The organism is Solicola gregarius, assembly GCF_025790165.1.
GTDB classification, from domain to species: Bacteria; Actinomycetota; Actinomycetes; order Propionibacteriales; family Nocardioidaceae; genus Solicola; species Solicola gregarius.
This window is the reverse complement of sequence record NZ_CP094970.1, coordinates 35246-49942: the sequence shown is the minus strand read 5'-3', so window position 1 is coordinate 49942 and position 14697 is coordinate 35246. Positions and strand designations below refer to the sequence as shown.

Below are 14697 nucleotides of genomic sequence, written 5' to 3'. Positions count from 1 at the left end.
CGCGGACGGTCAAAGGTCGATTCGTTCCACCAGCGAGCCGCGGCCTCTTAGGTCGAGGGGAGGGCGAGGTGCTCCGGCCTGATCGGTACGCGGTGCACCGGCAACCCGGTGGCAGCCCGGATCGCCGCGGCGACCGCGGGGCCCGAGGAGATCGTCGGCGGTTCGCCGACGCCGCGCACGCCGTACGGAGCGTGCGGATCGGGGTTCTCCAGTAGCTCGATGCGCATCGGCGGGGTGTCGAGGATGGTGGGGATCAGGTAGTCCGTGAACGACGGGTTCGCGATCAGCCCGTCGCGTACGACGATCTCCTCCATCAGCGCGAGCCCCATGCCCTGCGTCGCGCCGCCCTGGATCTGCCCGATCACCGCATCGGGATTGACGGCGGTGCCGACGTCCTGTGCCGTGTCGAGCGCGACCACCTTGACCAGGCCGAGGTCGGTATCGACGTCGACGACGGCGCGGTGTGCCGAGAACGCATACTGCACGTGGGCATCTCCCTGCCCGGTCTCCGGGTCGATCGGGTACGTCGCGCGGTGCCGCCACTCGACGGTCTCCTCGACGGCGGTATCGAGCAGGTCGACGAGATCGGTGACGAGGTGCGCGCCGACGACCTTGCCGCCCTCCAACCGAAGACTGTCGGCAGGCTCACCGGTCGACTGCGCGGCCCGCTCGAGCACCCGCGCGCGTACCGCCTCGGACGCCGCCTTGACCGCTCCGCCCGTGACGTACGTCTGCCGCGACGCCGAGGTCGAGCCGGCCGAGCCGACGCTGGTGTCCTGCGCCTGTACGACGACCCGTTCGACGCCGAGCTCGGTACGACAGATCTGCTGCTGCACGGTGACCAGCCCCTGGCCCACCTCTGCGGCGGCCGTGTGCACGGTCGCGACGGGCTCGCCCGCGACCGCCTCGAGCCGGACCCGTGCCGTCGAATAGTCGTCGAACCCCTCCGAGAACCCGACATTCTTGTACGTCAGCGCGTACCCGACACCGCGGACCACGCCCTCGCCGTGCGTGGTGTTCGCGACGCCGCCCGGAAGCGACCTCAGGTCGGGAGTCGCGCCGATCGCCTCCGGCATCGGCATCGCCGCCACTCGGCCGATGAGCTCCTCGCACGGTGCCGCCGAGTCGATGAGCTGGCCGGTGATGTTCTCGTCGCCTTCGCGCATGCCGTTGAGCGTCCTGATCTCGACCGGCGACAGGCCCACCTTTGCCGCGAGCTCGTCCATCAACGCCTCGTGCGCGAACGCCGCCTGCACGCACCCGAAACCGCGCATCGCCCCGCACGGCGGGTTGTTGGTGTAGACGCCGTAGCAGTCGACGTGCACGCTCGGGAAGCGGTACGGCCCCATCCCGAGAGTGCCCGCGTTGCCGACGACCGCGGCGGTCGACGAGGCGTACGCGCCGCCGTCGAGGAGGATGCGCGAGCGACCGTAGACCAGCCGCCCGTCGCGGTCGGCGCCGAACTCGTACGACATCGTCGCCGGGTGCCGGTGCACGTGGCCGAAGAACGACTCCTCGCGGTTGTAGACCATCTTCACCGGCTTGCCGGTGTGCATCGCCAGCAGGCACGCGTGCACATGCATCGAGAGGTCCTCGCGCCCGCCGAACGCGCCGCCGACACCGGCCAGGCTCAGGCGTACCTTGTCGGCGGGCAGACCCAGCGCGGCGCAGATCTGGCGCTGGTCGACGTGCAGCCACTGGGTGGCGACGTAGAGCTCGACTCCGCCGTCCTCGGCGGGCATCGCGAGCCCCGACTCGGGACCGAGGAAGGCCTGGTCCTGCATGCCGACCTCGAAGTCGACGCTCACGACGATCGGCGCAGTCGGATCGGGTTCGCCTTTACGGAGCTTGAGATGGCGTACGACGTTGCCGTCGGGACGCAGCGCGGGGGAGGCGGGATCGAGCGCCGCCTCGGCGTCGGTTACCGGGTCGAGCACGTCGTACGTGACGGCGATCCGGTCTGCCGCCCGGCGGGCGGTCTCCGGGTGATCGGCGGCGACGAGGGCGACCGGCTCGCCCTGGTAGCGCACGACGTCGTCGGCCAACACCGGCTGGTCGTCGAACTCGAGACCGACGCGGTTGCGCCCCGGCACGTCCTCGTGGGTCAGCACGGCGTACACACCGGGCATCGCGAGCGCCGGGGCGATGTCGAGCGAGACGATCCGAGCGTACGGGTGGGGGCTGCGCAGCGTGACGCCCCACAGCATGCCGTCCATCCAGAGGTCGGAGCCGTATGCGAACTCGCCGGTGACCTTGAGGGTGCCGTCCGGGCGTACGGCGCTGTCGCCGACACCGCCCTCGGTACGCGAGCGCGGCGGCGATGCGGTCGGCGTGGCTGTCATGGCGCCTTCCTCAAGAGCTCGCGATGTACGGCATCGGCCTCCCGCGCGAGAGTCTCCTCATCGGCCGTGACCACGCGATCGCGCTCGACGACCGGGCGCCCGTCGACGAGGAGCAGCTCCAGCGGCGGCGCGGCACCGAGCACCAGGGCGGCGATCGGATCATCGATGTCGGCATGGGCGATCGTGTCCAGCCGCCACACGGCGAGGTCGGCGAGCTTGCCTGCCTCGATCGAGCCGAGGTCGTCGGTGCGTCCGAGAATGGCGGCCCCCCCCGTTGGTCGCCATCTCGAGGGCCTCGCGTACGGCGAGCGCCTGGGGCCCACCGCGAGCGCGAGCGAAGAGCACGGCATGCCGCAGCTCCTCTACGAGGCTGCTCGCCTCGTTACTTGCCGCACCGTCGACCCCGAGCCCCACCCGAGCCCCCGCGTCGCGCAGGTCGCGCGCGCGGGCGATTCCGGCCCCGAGCCGTGCGTTGGAGGACGGACAGTGTGCGATACCGGTACGCGAGCGCCCGATGCGCGCGATCTCCGCATCGTCGAACCAGATGCCGTGCGCGTACCAGACGTCCTCGCCCGACCAGCCGAGGTCCTCGACGTACTCGAGCGGCGAGCAGTCGAATCGCTCGCGACAGTAGGCGTCCTCGTCGGCCGTCTCGGCGAGGTGGGTGTGCAGGAGTACGCCCTTGTCGCGCGCCAGCGTGGCCGACTCCTTCATCAGCACGGCGGTCACGGAGAACGGCGAGCACGGCGCGACCGCGACCCGGAGCATCGAGTCGGCCGACGGGTCGTGCCACCGGTCGATGGTCGCGCTGGTCGCCTGCAGGATCGCGTCGCGGCCCTCGACGACGTCGTCGGGCGGGAGTCCGCCACGGCTCCTGCCGAGGTCCATCGAGCCGCGGGTCGGGTGGAACCGCAGGCCGACCGTACGCGCGGCCGCGACCTCGGCCGCGAAGACGTCACCGCCCTCGCGCGGGAACACGTAGTGGTGATCGGTGCTCGTCGTGCAGCCGGTACGCGCGAGCCAGGCAAGGCCGGCGGACGCGGCGACGTTGACGGCGCGCTCGTCGATGCCCGCCCACACGGGGTAGAGCTCGGTGAGCCACTCGAACAACGGGTCGTCGACGGCATGGCCACGCGTGACCCACTGGTACAGATGGTGATGAGTGTTGACGAAACCGGGCGTGACGAGGCAACCCGTTCCGTCGAAGATCTGTGATTCCGCACGTACGTCGGCGGGCGCCGGGCCCGATCCGACGGCCGTGATCCGGTTGCCGTCGACGACGACGTGGCCGGTCGGGTGCTCGGTGCTGTCGGAGTCGACCGTCGCGATGTACGCGCCCTCGATGACCAGCGTCATGGCCGGGCACCTGCGCGGTCGGCCGCCAGATGCACGGCGTCCATGATCTTCTCGTACCCGGTGCAGCGGCACAGGTTGCCCGCGAGCGCCTCGCGGATGTCGGGATCGCTCGGCTCCGGGACGCGGGCGATCAGGTCGTGCGCTGCGATCAGCAGCCCGGGCGTACAGAAGCCACACTGGACGGCGCCGGCGTCGAGAAACGCCTGCTGCACGCCATGCAGGTCGGTCTTGCTCGCGAGACCTTCGACCGTCGTGATGTCGCGGCCCTCGGACTGGCCCGCCGCGACAAGGCACGAGCAGACGGGTACGCCGTCGAGGTAGACAGTGCACGAGCCGCACTCGCCTTGCTCACAGGCGTTCTTCGACCCTGGGAGACCGGCACGCTCGCGCAGCGCGTACATCAGGCTCTCGCCCTCCCACACGTCGTCGAGCTCGACGCGCTGGCCGTTGACGGTTGTCGTGACCCTCATAGGCGGTGCCTCCGGTAGTCGCTCCACGCCCAGGTCAGGGCACGCCGGGCAAGCACCGAGATCGCATGCTTGCGGTACGCCGCGCTGCCGCGTACGTCGTCGATGGGCTCAGTGGCCAGCCCGACCCGGCGGCCGAACTCCTCTGCCACCGACTCCGGGAGCTCGGATCGCGACTCCCACAGGCCGCGCTCGTCGAACTCGGCCGCCACGAAGACCTCGGCTTCGGCGGCCCGCCGAGGCGTCGGGGACGCCGAGCCGAGGCCGGTGCCGACCCGGCGTACGTCGGGGTGCAACGCGAGCGCGAAGCCGGCGACGGCGATCACCATCGCGTTGCGGGGCCCGATCTTGCTGAACTGCTGCGGACCGCCGGCGACCTCGACCTCGATCTCGCGGATCAGCTCATCGGGCTCGAGTGCGTTGCGCTTCACGCCGGTGTAGAAGTCGGCGATCTCGATCCGGCGGGCGCCGCGCACCGACTCGGCGACGACGACCGTTTCGGTCGCGAGCAGCGGCGGATGCGAGTCGCCGGCAGGGGAGGCCGCGCCGAGATTGCCGCCGACCGTGCCGCGGTTGCGGATCTGCGGCGAGCCGACGGTGCGCGCGGCCATCGCGAGGCCGGGCAACCGGTCGCCGAGCTCGTCGATCACCCGGGCGTACGTGACGCCGGCGCCGAGGACGATGCGTCCGTCGCGATGGCTCCAGCCCTGCAGGTCGCGTACGCGCGTGAGGTCGAGGAGCGCGGCGGGACGTCGCCGGTCGAAGTTGACGTCGACCATGACGTCGGTGCCCCCGCAGATCGGCACCGTGTCGGGTTCTTGCGCCTGCACTTCGAGGGCTTCGGCCCACGTACGCGGGCATGCGAAGTCCATTTCGCGACCTCCTCGTCGTGGGGCAAGTACACCGTCGCGGGCCGGAGCGGCGACAGGGGCGGAGCGACGAAAACGAGGGCGCCGCGCAGCATCGGGTTGTAGGTTTCTCCAATGCGGCTCCGCGAACTCCTCGATGCGCCACAGCTCGCGCTGCGCATGCTGGTCGGCGACGACGCGTCGCTCGACCGGCCGGTCCGCTGGACGTACTCGTCGGACCTGATGGACCCCGGCCGATACCTCAGCGGCGGCGAGCTGGTGATCACCGGGCTCGTCTGGCGCCGGACCCCCGCCGACAGCGAGACGTTCGTCGCGAACGTCGCCCGCGCGGGTGCATTGGCCATCGCCGCGGGCACGGCACAGTTCGGCGAGGTGCCGCAGGACGTCGTCGAGGCGTGCCGGCGGCACGGCGTCGCGCTGCTGGCGGTACCCGAGCAGGTGTCGTTCAGCTCGTTGTCGGAGTACGTGATCGGAGCGGCGGCGGCCGAGCGCGGCGCCCGTCTGGAGGCGCGACTCGGTCGCAACCGCGAGCTGCTGTCGGCGCTGGCGCGCGGCGAGCGCCTCGACGAGCTCCTCGCGCGCGTCGGCGCCGATGTCGGCGCGCGGCTGCGGGTCCTGACAGCCTCGGGGCGAGCCGTCGGCACGCGCTCCGAGCCGCTGCCGGACGCGGTCGTCGCCGCGGTCGTCGCGGGCTACCTGGCGGCGGAGTCGCTCCCGGTCGCCATCGGGCCTGCGTACGTCGTGCATCCGGTCGGCGGTGCGTACGGATCCCGGCTCACGTCGTGGATGCTCGTTGCGGACGTCGATGCCGATGCCGACCGCGATGTCGTCGACGACGCCCTGGTGGAGCTCTCGACGATCGTCCAGGTCGAGCGGACCCGCGTGGAGGAGCGGCGTGCGGCCGCTCGACCGCTCGCCGACGAGGCAGTACGCATGGTCGCGACCGGGGCGGCGGACAGGGCAGAGACCAGCGTGCGGCTCGAGCAGGCCGGCCTCGACCTCGGCGCGCCGGCGTACGTCGTCGTGGTGCTCGGGCTCGAGCCGGTCGGCGACGCCGCAGAGGCGCGGCTGATCGCCGAGGACGTGTTCGACGCGATCGACGGGACGGTCGTCGGGCAGACACCCGCCGGCGAGACGGTCGTCGTGGTGCCCGCAGGCGACCAGGAGCGGGTCGGCACGATCCGGTCGACGCTCACCCGGCTGGCGCCCGGCCTGACGGCGCGCCGGTTGGCGGCGGGCATCAGCGATGCAGCGGCCCTCGCGGGGCTGTCCGGGATGCTCGAGGAGTCGCAGCATGCGTTTCGGCTCGCGCTGACCGGCGACGATCCGGTGAGCATAGTGTCGGGCCGCGAGGTCGACTCGCACGTACTGCTGCTCGCGACCGTGCCGGATGAGGTACGACGGCTGTTCGCGCAGCGCGTGCTCGGCTCCGTGCTCGCGTACGACGCCGAACATGACGGCGGTCTGCTCGCGACGCTGGAGGCGTTCCTCGACTGCTCCGGCTCGTGGAGCCGCACCGCGGACCGTCTTCACCTGCACGTCAACACGGTCCGCTACCGGATGGCGCGCGTCGAGTCACTGACCGGCCGAGACCTGTCGCGCCTGCCGGATCGCGTCGACGTGTTCCTTGCGCTCAGGTCGCTGCGCTCGTGACCGCCCGCACTTCCCAAGGCACGCGTGCCGTGGGCAGTGCCAAGCCGCCGTGGGAAGTCACGCCACGAGACGCCCCAGCCGCAGCCGGTTGATCGCGGCGAGCTCGCTCAGTACGACCGCGCGCTCCTCGGCCGGCGCATTGTCGAGCCGGCTCTCCAGGATCGACAACAGTTCCTCGGGACTCCGGCCGCTCGCGCACACCAGGTAGACGTGGCCGAAGCGCTCCTCGTACGCCAGGTTGCCCGCGCGTATCCGCTCCGCGACGTCGGCATCCGCGTTCGACATCGACGCCTGCTCGCGGCGTGACCAGGCGGCGTGCGCACCCGTCGGGCGGTCGCCGATGCGCGGATGGCCGGCAAGTGCTGCGCCGAGTTCAATGTCATCGAGCGCGAACACCGCGTCGTCCGATCGGGCGAGCACGGCAGCGACGTCGGCGTACGGGCGGTGGGCAATCACGTCCTCGGCCCATGCGGCGCTCGCGCATACGCCGTTCGCCGCGAGCCGTGCGTCGGCGGCGGGCAGCGCGTTGAACTGGTCCAAACTGAGTCCGTCGGCGGGCATCGGACTAGTCTCCCCGATGTGACCGATCATCTCGACCGGCTTGCCGCCGAGCTCGACTCGCGCCTCGCGACCGACGACCGTGACCACGTCGTGCGCTACCCGGGTGGGCGCCGGGAGCGGCAGCCGGTGCATACCGTGTACGTTCCCGGCGACCGCGTCCATGCCGGATCCGTGGCCGAGTGGGGCGAGCGCGCCTCCGCGAAGCTGGCCCAGCATGCACCCGACCGAGACGCGCTCGCGTCCGCGCTCGACCTCGATCCGGAGCTGGTCGGGTACGACCGGATCGTCGAGAAGCTGTCGCGGGAGCCGATCGAGGACCTACGGATCGACTTCGAGGACGGCTACGGCGCGCGACCGGATGACACCGAGGACGCCGACGTACGCGCGGCCGTGGCTGCGGTGGCGGCGATGCTGGAGGCGGGGACTGCACCGCCGTGCGTCGGGATCCGGTTCAAGAGCTTCGACGCCGCGACCCGCCACCGGGGCCTGCGAACGCTCGACCTGTTCGTACGCGAGCTCGCGTCGTCCGGCCTGCCCAACGGCCTCCGGGTGACGTTGCCGAAGGTCACCTCGGTCGCGCAGGTCGAGGCGATGACGACCGCATGCGCGTGGATCGAGCAGGAGCACGGCCTCGCCGACGGCGCACTCGCGTTCGAGATCCAGGTCGAGACACCGCAGGCCGTGGTGGGTCCCGACGGCCGCGCGCTCGTCGCGCCGATGATCCACGCGTCCCGCGGGCGGTGCGTCGGCCTGCACTACGGGACGTACGACTACTCGGCGGCCCTCGGCATCGCCGCGGCACAGCAGAGCATGGAGCATCCGGCCGCCGACTTCGCGAAGGACGTCATGCAGGTCGCGGCCGCGGAGACCGGCGTCGTCGTCTCGGACGGCTCGACGAACATCCTGCCGGTCGGCGACACCGAGGCGATCCACGCCGCCTGGCGCCTGCACGCTCGGTTGGTACGACGCTCGCTCGAACGCGGCATCTACCAGGGCTGGGACCTCGACCCCAGTCAGCTGCCCAGCAGGTACGCCGCCGTATACGCGTTCTTCGCCGCCGACCTGCCCGAGTCACTGCGCCGGCTGCGCGCGTACGCGGGCGCGGGCGATGCCGGCTACCTCGACGAGCCGGCGACCGCCGCGGCGCTCGCGGGGTACGTGCTGCGCGCGCTCGACTGCGGTGCGACCTCGGCGGACGACGTACGGCACGGATCGGGGATGGAGCGTGCCCGGCTGGAATCGCTCGCCCGACGGTGAGGCCTTTCCGACCCCGCGAGTGGCGCAGATCCGTTACGCCCAGGGCGTCTGAGTAACGAGGTTGCGCCACTCGTGACGAGTCGAGGCGTAGCCTGACGGCCATGAGCGCCATCACCACCCATGTCCTCGACACCGCAGCGGGTTCGCCCGCCTCCGGTGTGCCCGTTCGCCTCGAGCTGCTCGACGGAGAGCCGCCGACGATTCTCGGCGACGGGCGTACCGACGTGGACGGCCGCATCGCCGACCTCGGGCCGGATCGCGCCGAGACCGGTACGTACCGGCTGCGGTTCGACACGGCGGCCTACTTCGCGTCGACCGGAAGCGACGGTTTCTACCCGGAGGTGGTCATCTCCTTCGCGGTGCGTGATCCCGATCAGCACTACCACGTACCCCTGCTCTTGAGTCCGTTCGGCTACTCGACGTACCGGGGGTCCTGAGATGGCGATCGTGCTCGGGCGCAACCAGTACGGGAAGGCGGAGTGCCGCGTCGTCCGCGTCTACCGCGACGGCGACCGGCACGAGATCCGCGACCTGAACGTCTCGACCTCCCTGCGCGGCGACTTCACCGCGGCACACGTCGGCGGCGACCAGGCCGACGTGCTGCCGACCGACACGCAGAAGAACACCGCCTTCGCCTTCGCGAAGTCCAAGGGTGTCGGCGCGATCGAGGAGTACGCGCAAGCGCTCGCCGAGCACTTCGTCGACCGGGTGCCGAAGGTCACCGGAGCGCGTGTCGAGGTCGAGGAGTACGCGTGGCGGCGCATCGACGTCGACGGCCGCGGGCACGACCACGCGTTCGTACGCTCCGGCGAGGCGGTGCGCAACACGGTCGTGAACGTCGAAGGCACGACGGCGGATCGGCGTACCTGGGTCGTGTCCGGTGTCAGCGATCTGGTGATCGCGAAGACGACCGGCTCGGAGTTCAAGGGCTTCCTGCAAGACGAGTACACGACGCTCGCCGAGACCGACGACCGCGTACTCGCGACATCCCTCGTCGCCCGCTGGCGGTACGCAGACACCAACGTCGACTGGGATGCGACGCATGCGGCGGTCGTACGCGACCTGCTGGCCGTGTTCGCCGAGCGGCACAGCCGCGCGCTGCAGCAGAGCCTGTACGACATGGGGGAGGCCGTTCTCGAGCGGCATCCCGAGATCGCCGAGATCCGCTTCTCCGCACCCAACAAGCACCATTTCCTCGTCGACCTTGCACCGTTCGGCCAGGAGAACCCCGGTGAGGTGTTCATCGCCGCCGACCGCCCGTACGGCCTGATCGAGGCGACGGTGCTGCGCGACGACGCGCCCGCGCCCGGAAGCGCCTGGCACTCGACACCTGGATTCTGCTGACCGGGTCGGGATCGTCCGGTTTTGGCGAATTGGTAGCGGGGCGCACCCAAAGGTCGTACGCTGCGGACGTTGCCGGGCCTGGTCGGTCCGGATCGGGGCAATGATCGGGGAGCCATGAGACCGACACGCAAGCATGCGCTGTTCACTGCCATCGCCGCCGGAGCCGTCTGTGCGACGACCCTCAGCCCGGCACACGCCGACGACTCGGCCGGATCAGCCGATCTGCCGGACGGGTGGGTGCCGATCGGCTCGAACGTGGAGACCGGCATCGCCCGGGTGCATGTGCTGGACAACGGCACCGTCGTCGCCGCCGGTAGCAGCGACCAATCGCGTACGACGATCTTCGTACGTACGCCGAACGCCCGGAAGTGGAAGCGCGAAGGCCCGGGTGGGCGATGCACCAACCGGTCATCGGTTTCGGACGGTCGAAGAGTGCTCGTCGTCTCGAACTGCTGGGACAAGTTCGACTCGTGGAACCGTGCGGACCTGTGGAGTCCGGGCGACGGTTGGTCGAAGCACAAGGTTCCCGATGCCGGGCCGATCTGGAGCGCAGCTGACGGCCGCCTCGGCTTCGGTCGCTCCGTCGCGATGCGCAACGGCAAGCGTGTGCGGCTGCCGAAGGCGCCCGTCAAGCCGATCGCGATGGCGGGAGCGAACAAGGGTGTGGTGTACGCGCTGGGCGCGGTGAAGAAGCGAATCGTCATCACCCGCTCGAAGGGTGGCGCGCGATGGTCGAAGCCGCACCTGGTCAGGAGGGCGAAGGACCACTATCAGGCGAAGCAGGCCAGGCTGGTCGCGACTCGTAGCGGCGACGTGGCGGTCGTGTCGTCGACGCGGGTCCTGACCCGCAAGGCGGGCAAGAAGAAGTGGTCGACCACCGTCATCCGACCGCGGGGCCGCCGCTCCTTCGACGAGTCGGTCGTGGTCGCTTCCGGGAAGCGCCGCTTCACCGCGAACTGGTCCGAGAGCGGAAAGAACGCAGACGGCAAGCGTCGCTGGTGGATCCGCTCCAGGAACATCGGGGCTGCCGGCAAGGCAGGGCCGATTGCCGACGTCGATACCTTGAGGTCGCTGGGCGGTGATGTTTACCCGTGGCTTCGCGCAGATGTCAACCATGCCGGCGATATCGCGCTCGGCTACGTCGCCAAGGGAAAGCGCGTCGACGAGGCAGCGCTCGTCGTACGCGAGGACGGCGACTGGTCGGAGCCGATCACCATGTCGCACGACCTGGCCAAGAACGCCTCTGTAGGCATCGACGACGGTGGCTGCGTCGTCGGCCTGGCGGACATCGAGGAGGCCCCCGAGGCGATCGCGGGACCGAGTTGCTCCGTCGCGGATCCCGTAACCGACGACCGGACGCTGCTGCCGGCACCGACGCCGATCACGGGAGTGTCCAAGGGCGACGTGGTCGATGTGCGGGCCGCGCAGACCCAGGGCAGTACGCTGCACGCCGGCGTCACGGTGCAGATGCCCGGCTATCCGGGCCGTAAGCACCTCTACCTGACCAAGCGCAAGACCGACGGCACGAACACCGCCCTGCATCGCGTGAAGGATCCGACGGGTACGTACAAATCGTGTTGGTTCACGGCCCTGGAGCCGACCGGCTCGTCGGCGGTCGCCAGGTACAGCTGCGGTAAGGAGTTCGGGAAGCACCGGTCATACATGGCGAGCTGGAACCCGGGCAAGGGCTGGTCGAAGCCGGTGGCCGCGACGTTCAGCAAGGCGTACGGCGATCTCGACGGGAAGCTGCTCGTGCGCCGCAGTACGAAACGGTTCGGGCTGTACGATCCCGCGACGGGGAAGATCCGGAGCTTCCCGGCGCCGCCGGTCGCGCTGAACGTGCGGGTGGGCGTACGCCTGGGGGACGACGGCACCGTTCTCGCGTTCGACGACGGCAACCACTACGCGATCTACGACGGCAAGTGGTCGAAGAAGAAGCGCACGCCGCTGAACGGCTCGATGGACTACTCGACCGACTGGTACTACAACGGCGGAACGCTGGTCGCGTACGACGTCGGCGCGTACCGCATCCGCCGCGACGACGGTACGTGGACTCCGCGCCGCAAGACCAAGGGATTCCCCGACGTCACGGTGCTCTCGGACGGTCGAGTCGTCCAGGTGCAGGACGAGTCGTGCGATGGCGGGAGCCGAATCTCGTTGCGGGAGTTCGATCGCGACACCGGCAAGCTGCAGCCGGGTGCGACCCGGACGTCGTGTGGGCAGCTGTCGTATCGGTCGCTGCTGCTCGGCGACGACGGTGACGTACTCGCGACGGCGCACTCGGCGCTCTACCGCTACGACTCGGCGTACTACCTGTCGTCCGCGGATGCGCAGTGGTCCGACGCGTACGCGATGGACGAGACGGCGTTCGACACCGAAACTGCTCCGATCGGCGACCGCCGGTTCGCCACAACGGTGAACGACGTCCCGTACCTCGGCTCATCGGGCGTCGCCGTGTGGGACTTCGCACCGTGAGCGGGGGTCAGAGCGCGCTGATCGTCGAGGTGCCCGAGGCGGAGGCGGCGGTCGGCTCGCACCGTGCCGCGCTCGACGACTCCGCGGCGCTCGGCGTGCCCGCGCATCTCACCGTGTTGGTCCCGTTCGTGGACCCGGCCCGGATCGACTCGGCGACTCTCGATGATCTCGGGGAGCTCTTCGCGAGGTTCAGCTCCTTCGACTTCACTCTGACGCGCACCGATTGGTTCGGCAACGACGTGCTGTGGTTGGGATCTGAGGACTCGACGCCGTTCCGGGTGCTCACGGAGCACGTTCATTCCGCGTATCCGGACCACCCGCCGTACGACGGGGCGTTCGACGACGTCGTACCCCACTTGACGATCGCGCATGATGTCGAACCGGAGCGGATGCGAGCCGCCGAGCGTGCGGTGGCCGAGTCGCTGCCGATCCGCGCAGCTGCTCGGTCGGTGACCCTGATCGCGCAGACCACCCGCGGGGGACGCTGGTCCGAGCTGGGTCGGTTTCGACTCGCCTGAAGCTAGTCTGTCGGCCTGCCGCCGAACTGCCAGTTGTGCACCTCGACGTCTGCGTACCGATCGGCCGACAGCGTCGACCGTGCGGCGTCCGCGTCCGGTGCACGTACCAGCACGGCCGTACCCAGCCAGGTGTCGCCGTCGTCGGACAGCAGCGGACCGGCCGCGATCAGTTCGTCGGTGTCCTGCGGTACGTCGGGCGCGTCGGGCTGCGGTGCGCCGAGGCCGAGCACCAGGTAGCGATTGCCGCCCTCGCGGCCGCCGTGGAAGTCCCACATCGTGCGGCCGAGCGTGTTGTGCCATCGACGCACCAACACGTCCCGGTACGTGCCGGCCTGGTAGCCGGGCTCGTCGAACGCGAATGCCCTGGCCGCGGCGGGATCGGGCACGTCGACGATGTGCACGCTGCCGGTGGGGGTCTCGTCGATGAAGGTGGGTCCGCGGGCGATCAGCTGCGCGGCGTACCGGTCCATGTACGCCCAATGCTCCTCGACCAGCTCCTCGCGCAGGGACGCCGAGCCGGGACGATCACGGTGGTAGCAGAAGAACTCCATGCCCCACAGTCTCGACCATCATCGATCGGCAGTTTCAGGGACCGAGCGTTGAGATCGGGATCACGTGGACGCCGTCTTCGCGGCGGCCCGCGTACCCCGTGCCGGTGATGACGCCCAGTACAGCGGGCTCGCCATGCTTGCTGCCATCGATGATCGAAGCGAATCGCAACAGTGACGCCGCCGCAACATCGACATCGCGCGGGTTGAGCTTGATCTCGAAGGCTCCCCACTGGCCGCCGCGCAAGCGGACGATCGCATCGATCTCGTTACCGTTGGAATCACGCCATGAATCGACGACACCGCCCAACACCTGCGCGTAGATCCTGAGATCGCGAACCGCGAGGGCCTCGAAGTGAAAGCCGGCCGCCCGAGGGTCGGCGAGGAGGTCAGCGGTGCCCACGTCGAGCGCTGCCACGCCGATCGATGGGTCAACGAAGTAGCGCACAGGTGCAGTACGCAGCCGTGCACGGGAGCGCATGTGGGGGCGCCATGCCTCGGAGTTGTCGGTCAGCATGAGCCGGTCAAGTGCCGTCATATAGCCGTACAGCGTCTCGTTGGCGACCGCGCCGGCTTCGCCGCCGACGTCCTTTGCGAGCTCGCTGAGCTTGACCGCCTGGCCGACACCGCGTGCTAGTGCCGCGAGTAGCCGTTTGAGATTTCCTGGACTGCGACGGTGACCCATCCCGGGGATATCGACCTCGACTACCTGTTTGAGGTAGGAACGAAGCCAGGTGCGCGCGAAGGCTTCGTCCTTGCCGATGAGCTGCGGCCAACCACCAACCACGATGCGTCGGAGAAGCTCACGGAACTCGAGCGCCGTCCCATCGCCGGTCTGCCGCTCACCATTGAGAAGGGCAGTAAGCGACACGTCGCCGGTTGAGTGACCGGACTCGACCAAGCTCATGGGCCGCATTCGGACAACCGCAAACCTGCCTGCACCCGAATGCGTGTCGGCGTTGTCACGTGGCGTTGCTGACCCAGTGAGGATGAACAGGCCAGGCTCGCCACGGTCGTCGACCTGGCGACGAGCTCGGTTCCAGATCGTCGGCTCCAGTTGCCACTCGTCGAAAAGGATCGGGGGATCGCCGGCGAAGAGCGCGGCCGGATCGAGTGCGACGAGCGACCGTGCGGCTTGATCGTCATCGAAGCGGATGATCGAGTGCGCATACTGTGACGCCGTGGCTGTCTTACCGCACGCCTTGGGACCCTCGATCAGCACCGCGCCCATGACCTCCATATGTGCGGCGAGCTCGCCGTCGGTGATTCGGGGGACATATCTGGGCATGCGAGAAGTCTAGTGTTTG

14 protein-coding genes are annotated in these 14697 nt (G+C 69.8%); 6 read left to right on the top strand and 8 right to left on the bottom strand.

Annotation, left to right across the window (positions count from 1 at the left end):
* Positions 1-47: 47 nt before the first annotated feature.
* The 5 genes from pucD to L0C25_RS00195 are packed head-to-tail and all read right to left on the bottom strand — an operon-like array spanning position 48 to position 5037.
* Positions 48-2342 carry a xanthine dehydrogenase subunit D gene (gene pucD / locus L0C25_RS00215; protein WP_271634363.1) on the bottom strand — a complete coding sequence of 765 codons (2295 nt, stop codon included), beginning with the start codon at positions 2340-2342 and terminating at the stop codon, positions 48-50.
* A complete protein-coding gene (locus tag L0C25_RS00210) occupies positions 2339-2602 on the bottom strand; it encodes a hypothetical protein (RefSeq protein WP_333908602.1) in 264 nt (87 codons plus the stop codon). Before L0C25_RS00210 ends, pucD begins: the two co-directional genes overlap by 4 nt.
* Complete coding sequence (locus L0C25_RS00205) at positions 2502-3698, bottom strand: 8-oxoguanine deaminase (RefSeq protein ID WP_271634362.1); 1197 nt, start codon at positions 3696-3698, stop codon at positions 2502-2504. The genes L0C25_RS00210 and L0C25_RS00205 overlap by 101 nt, the downstream gene beginning before the upstream one ends.
* Positions 3695-4168, bottom strand: a complete 474-nt coding sequence (locus L0C25_RS00200; protein WP_271634361.1) for a (2Fe-2S)-binding protein — start codon at positions 4166-4168, stop codon at positions 3695-3697. The genes L0C25_RS00205 and L0C25_RS00200 overlap by 4 nt, the downstream gene beginning before the upstream one ends.
* Positions 4165-5037 carry an FAD binding domain-containing protein gene (locus tag L0C25_RS00195; protein ID WP_271634360.1) on the bottom strand — a complete coding sequence of 291 codons (873 nt, stop codon included), beginning with the start codon at positions 5035-5037 and terminating at the stop codon, positions 4165-4167. Before L0C25_RS00195 ends, L0C25_RS00200 begins: the two co-directional genes overlap by 4 nt.
* A 111-nt stretch (positions 5038-5148) precedes the next feature.
* Between L0C25_RS00195 and L0C25_RS00190 the strand changes: the two genes are divergently transcribed.
* Complete coding sequence (locus L0C25_RS00190) at positions 5149-6687, top strand: PucR family transcriptional regulator (protein WP_271634359.1); 1539 nt, start codon at positions 5149-5151, stop codon at positions 6685-6687.
* 57 nt (positions 6688-6744) lie between these two features.
* Here the strand turns inward: L0C25_RS00190 and uraD are convergent, their stop codons facing one another.
* The gene (gene uraD / locus L0C25_RS00185; protein ID WP_271634358.1) at positions 6745-7248 is read right to left on the bottom strand and encodes a 2-oxo-4-hydroxy-4-carboxy-5-ureidoimidazoline decarboxylase; all 504 of its coding nucleotides are present in this window, start codon (positions 7246-7248) and stop codon (positions 6745-6747) included.
* An 18-nt stretch (positions 7249-7266) separates the two neighbouring features.
* Between uraD and L0C25_RS00180 the strand changes: the two genes are divergently transcribed.
* The 5 genes from L0C25_RS00180 (at position 7267) to L0C25_RS00160 (ending at position 12842) form a co-directional block, all read left to right on the top strand.
* Complete coding sequence (locus L0C25_RS00180) at positions 7267-8505, top strand: DUF6986 family protein (RefSeq protein WP_271634357.1); 1239 nt, start codon at positions 7267-7269, stop codon at positions 8503-8505.
* Positions 8506-8606: 101 nt separating this feature from the next.
* Complete coding sequence (gene uraH / locus L0C25_RS00175) at positions 8607-8942, top strand: hydroxyisourate hydrolase (RefSeq protein ID WP_271634356.1); 336 nt, start codon at positions 8607-8609, stop codon at positions 8940-8942.
* A 1-nt stretch (position 8943) separates the two neighbouring features.
* On the top strand, positions 8944-9849 hold the full coding sequence (gene pucL, locus L0C25_RS00170) for a factor-independent urate hydroxylase (RefSeq protein ID WP_271634355.1): 906 nt from the start codon (positions 8944-8946) through the stop codon (positions 9847-9849).
* Positions 9850-9963: 114 nt separating this feature from the next.
* Positions 9964-12324 (top strand): hypothetical protein, encoded by a 2361-nt coding sequence (locus L0C25_RS00165; RefSeq protein ID WP_271634354.1) that lies wholly within the window; start codon positions 9964-9966, stop codon positions 12322-12324.
* The gene (locus tag L0C25_RS00160; RefSeq protein ID WP_271634340.1) at positions 12321-12842 is read left to right on the top strand and encodes a 2'-5' RNA ligase family protein; all 522 of its coding nucleotides are present in this window, start codon (positions 12321-12323) and stop codon (positions 12840-12842) included. Before L0C25_RS00165 ends, L0C25_RS00160 begins: the two co-directional genes overlap by 4 nt.
* A gap of 2 nt (positions 12843-12844) precedes the next feature.
* On the opposite strand, the gene L0C25_RS00155 is transcribed toward L0C25_RS00160, so the two are convergent.
* On the bottom strand, positions 12845-13393 hold the full coding sequence (locus L0C25_RS00155; RefSeq protein WP_271634339.1) for a YciI family protein: 549 nt from the start codon (positions 13391-13393) through the stop codon (positions 12845-12847).
* 34 nt (positions 13394-13427) lie between these two features.
* Positions 13428-14678, bottom strand: coding sequence for an ATP-binding protein (locus L0C25_RS00150; protein ID WP_271634338.1), 1251 nt, complete (start codon positions 14676-14678; stop codon positions 13428-13430).
* Positions 14679-14697 lie beyond the last annotated feature (19 nt).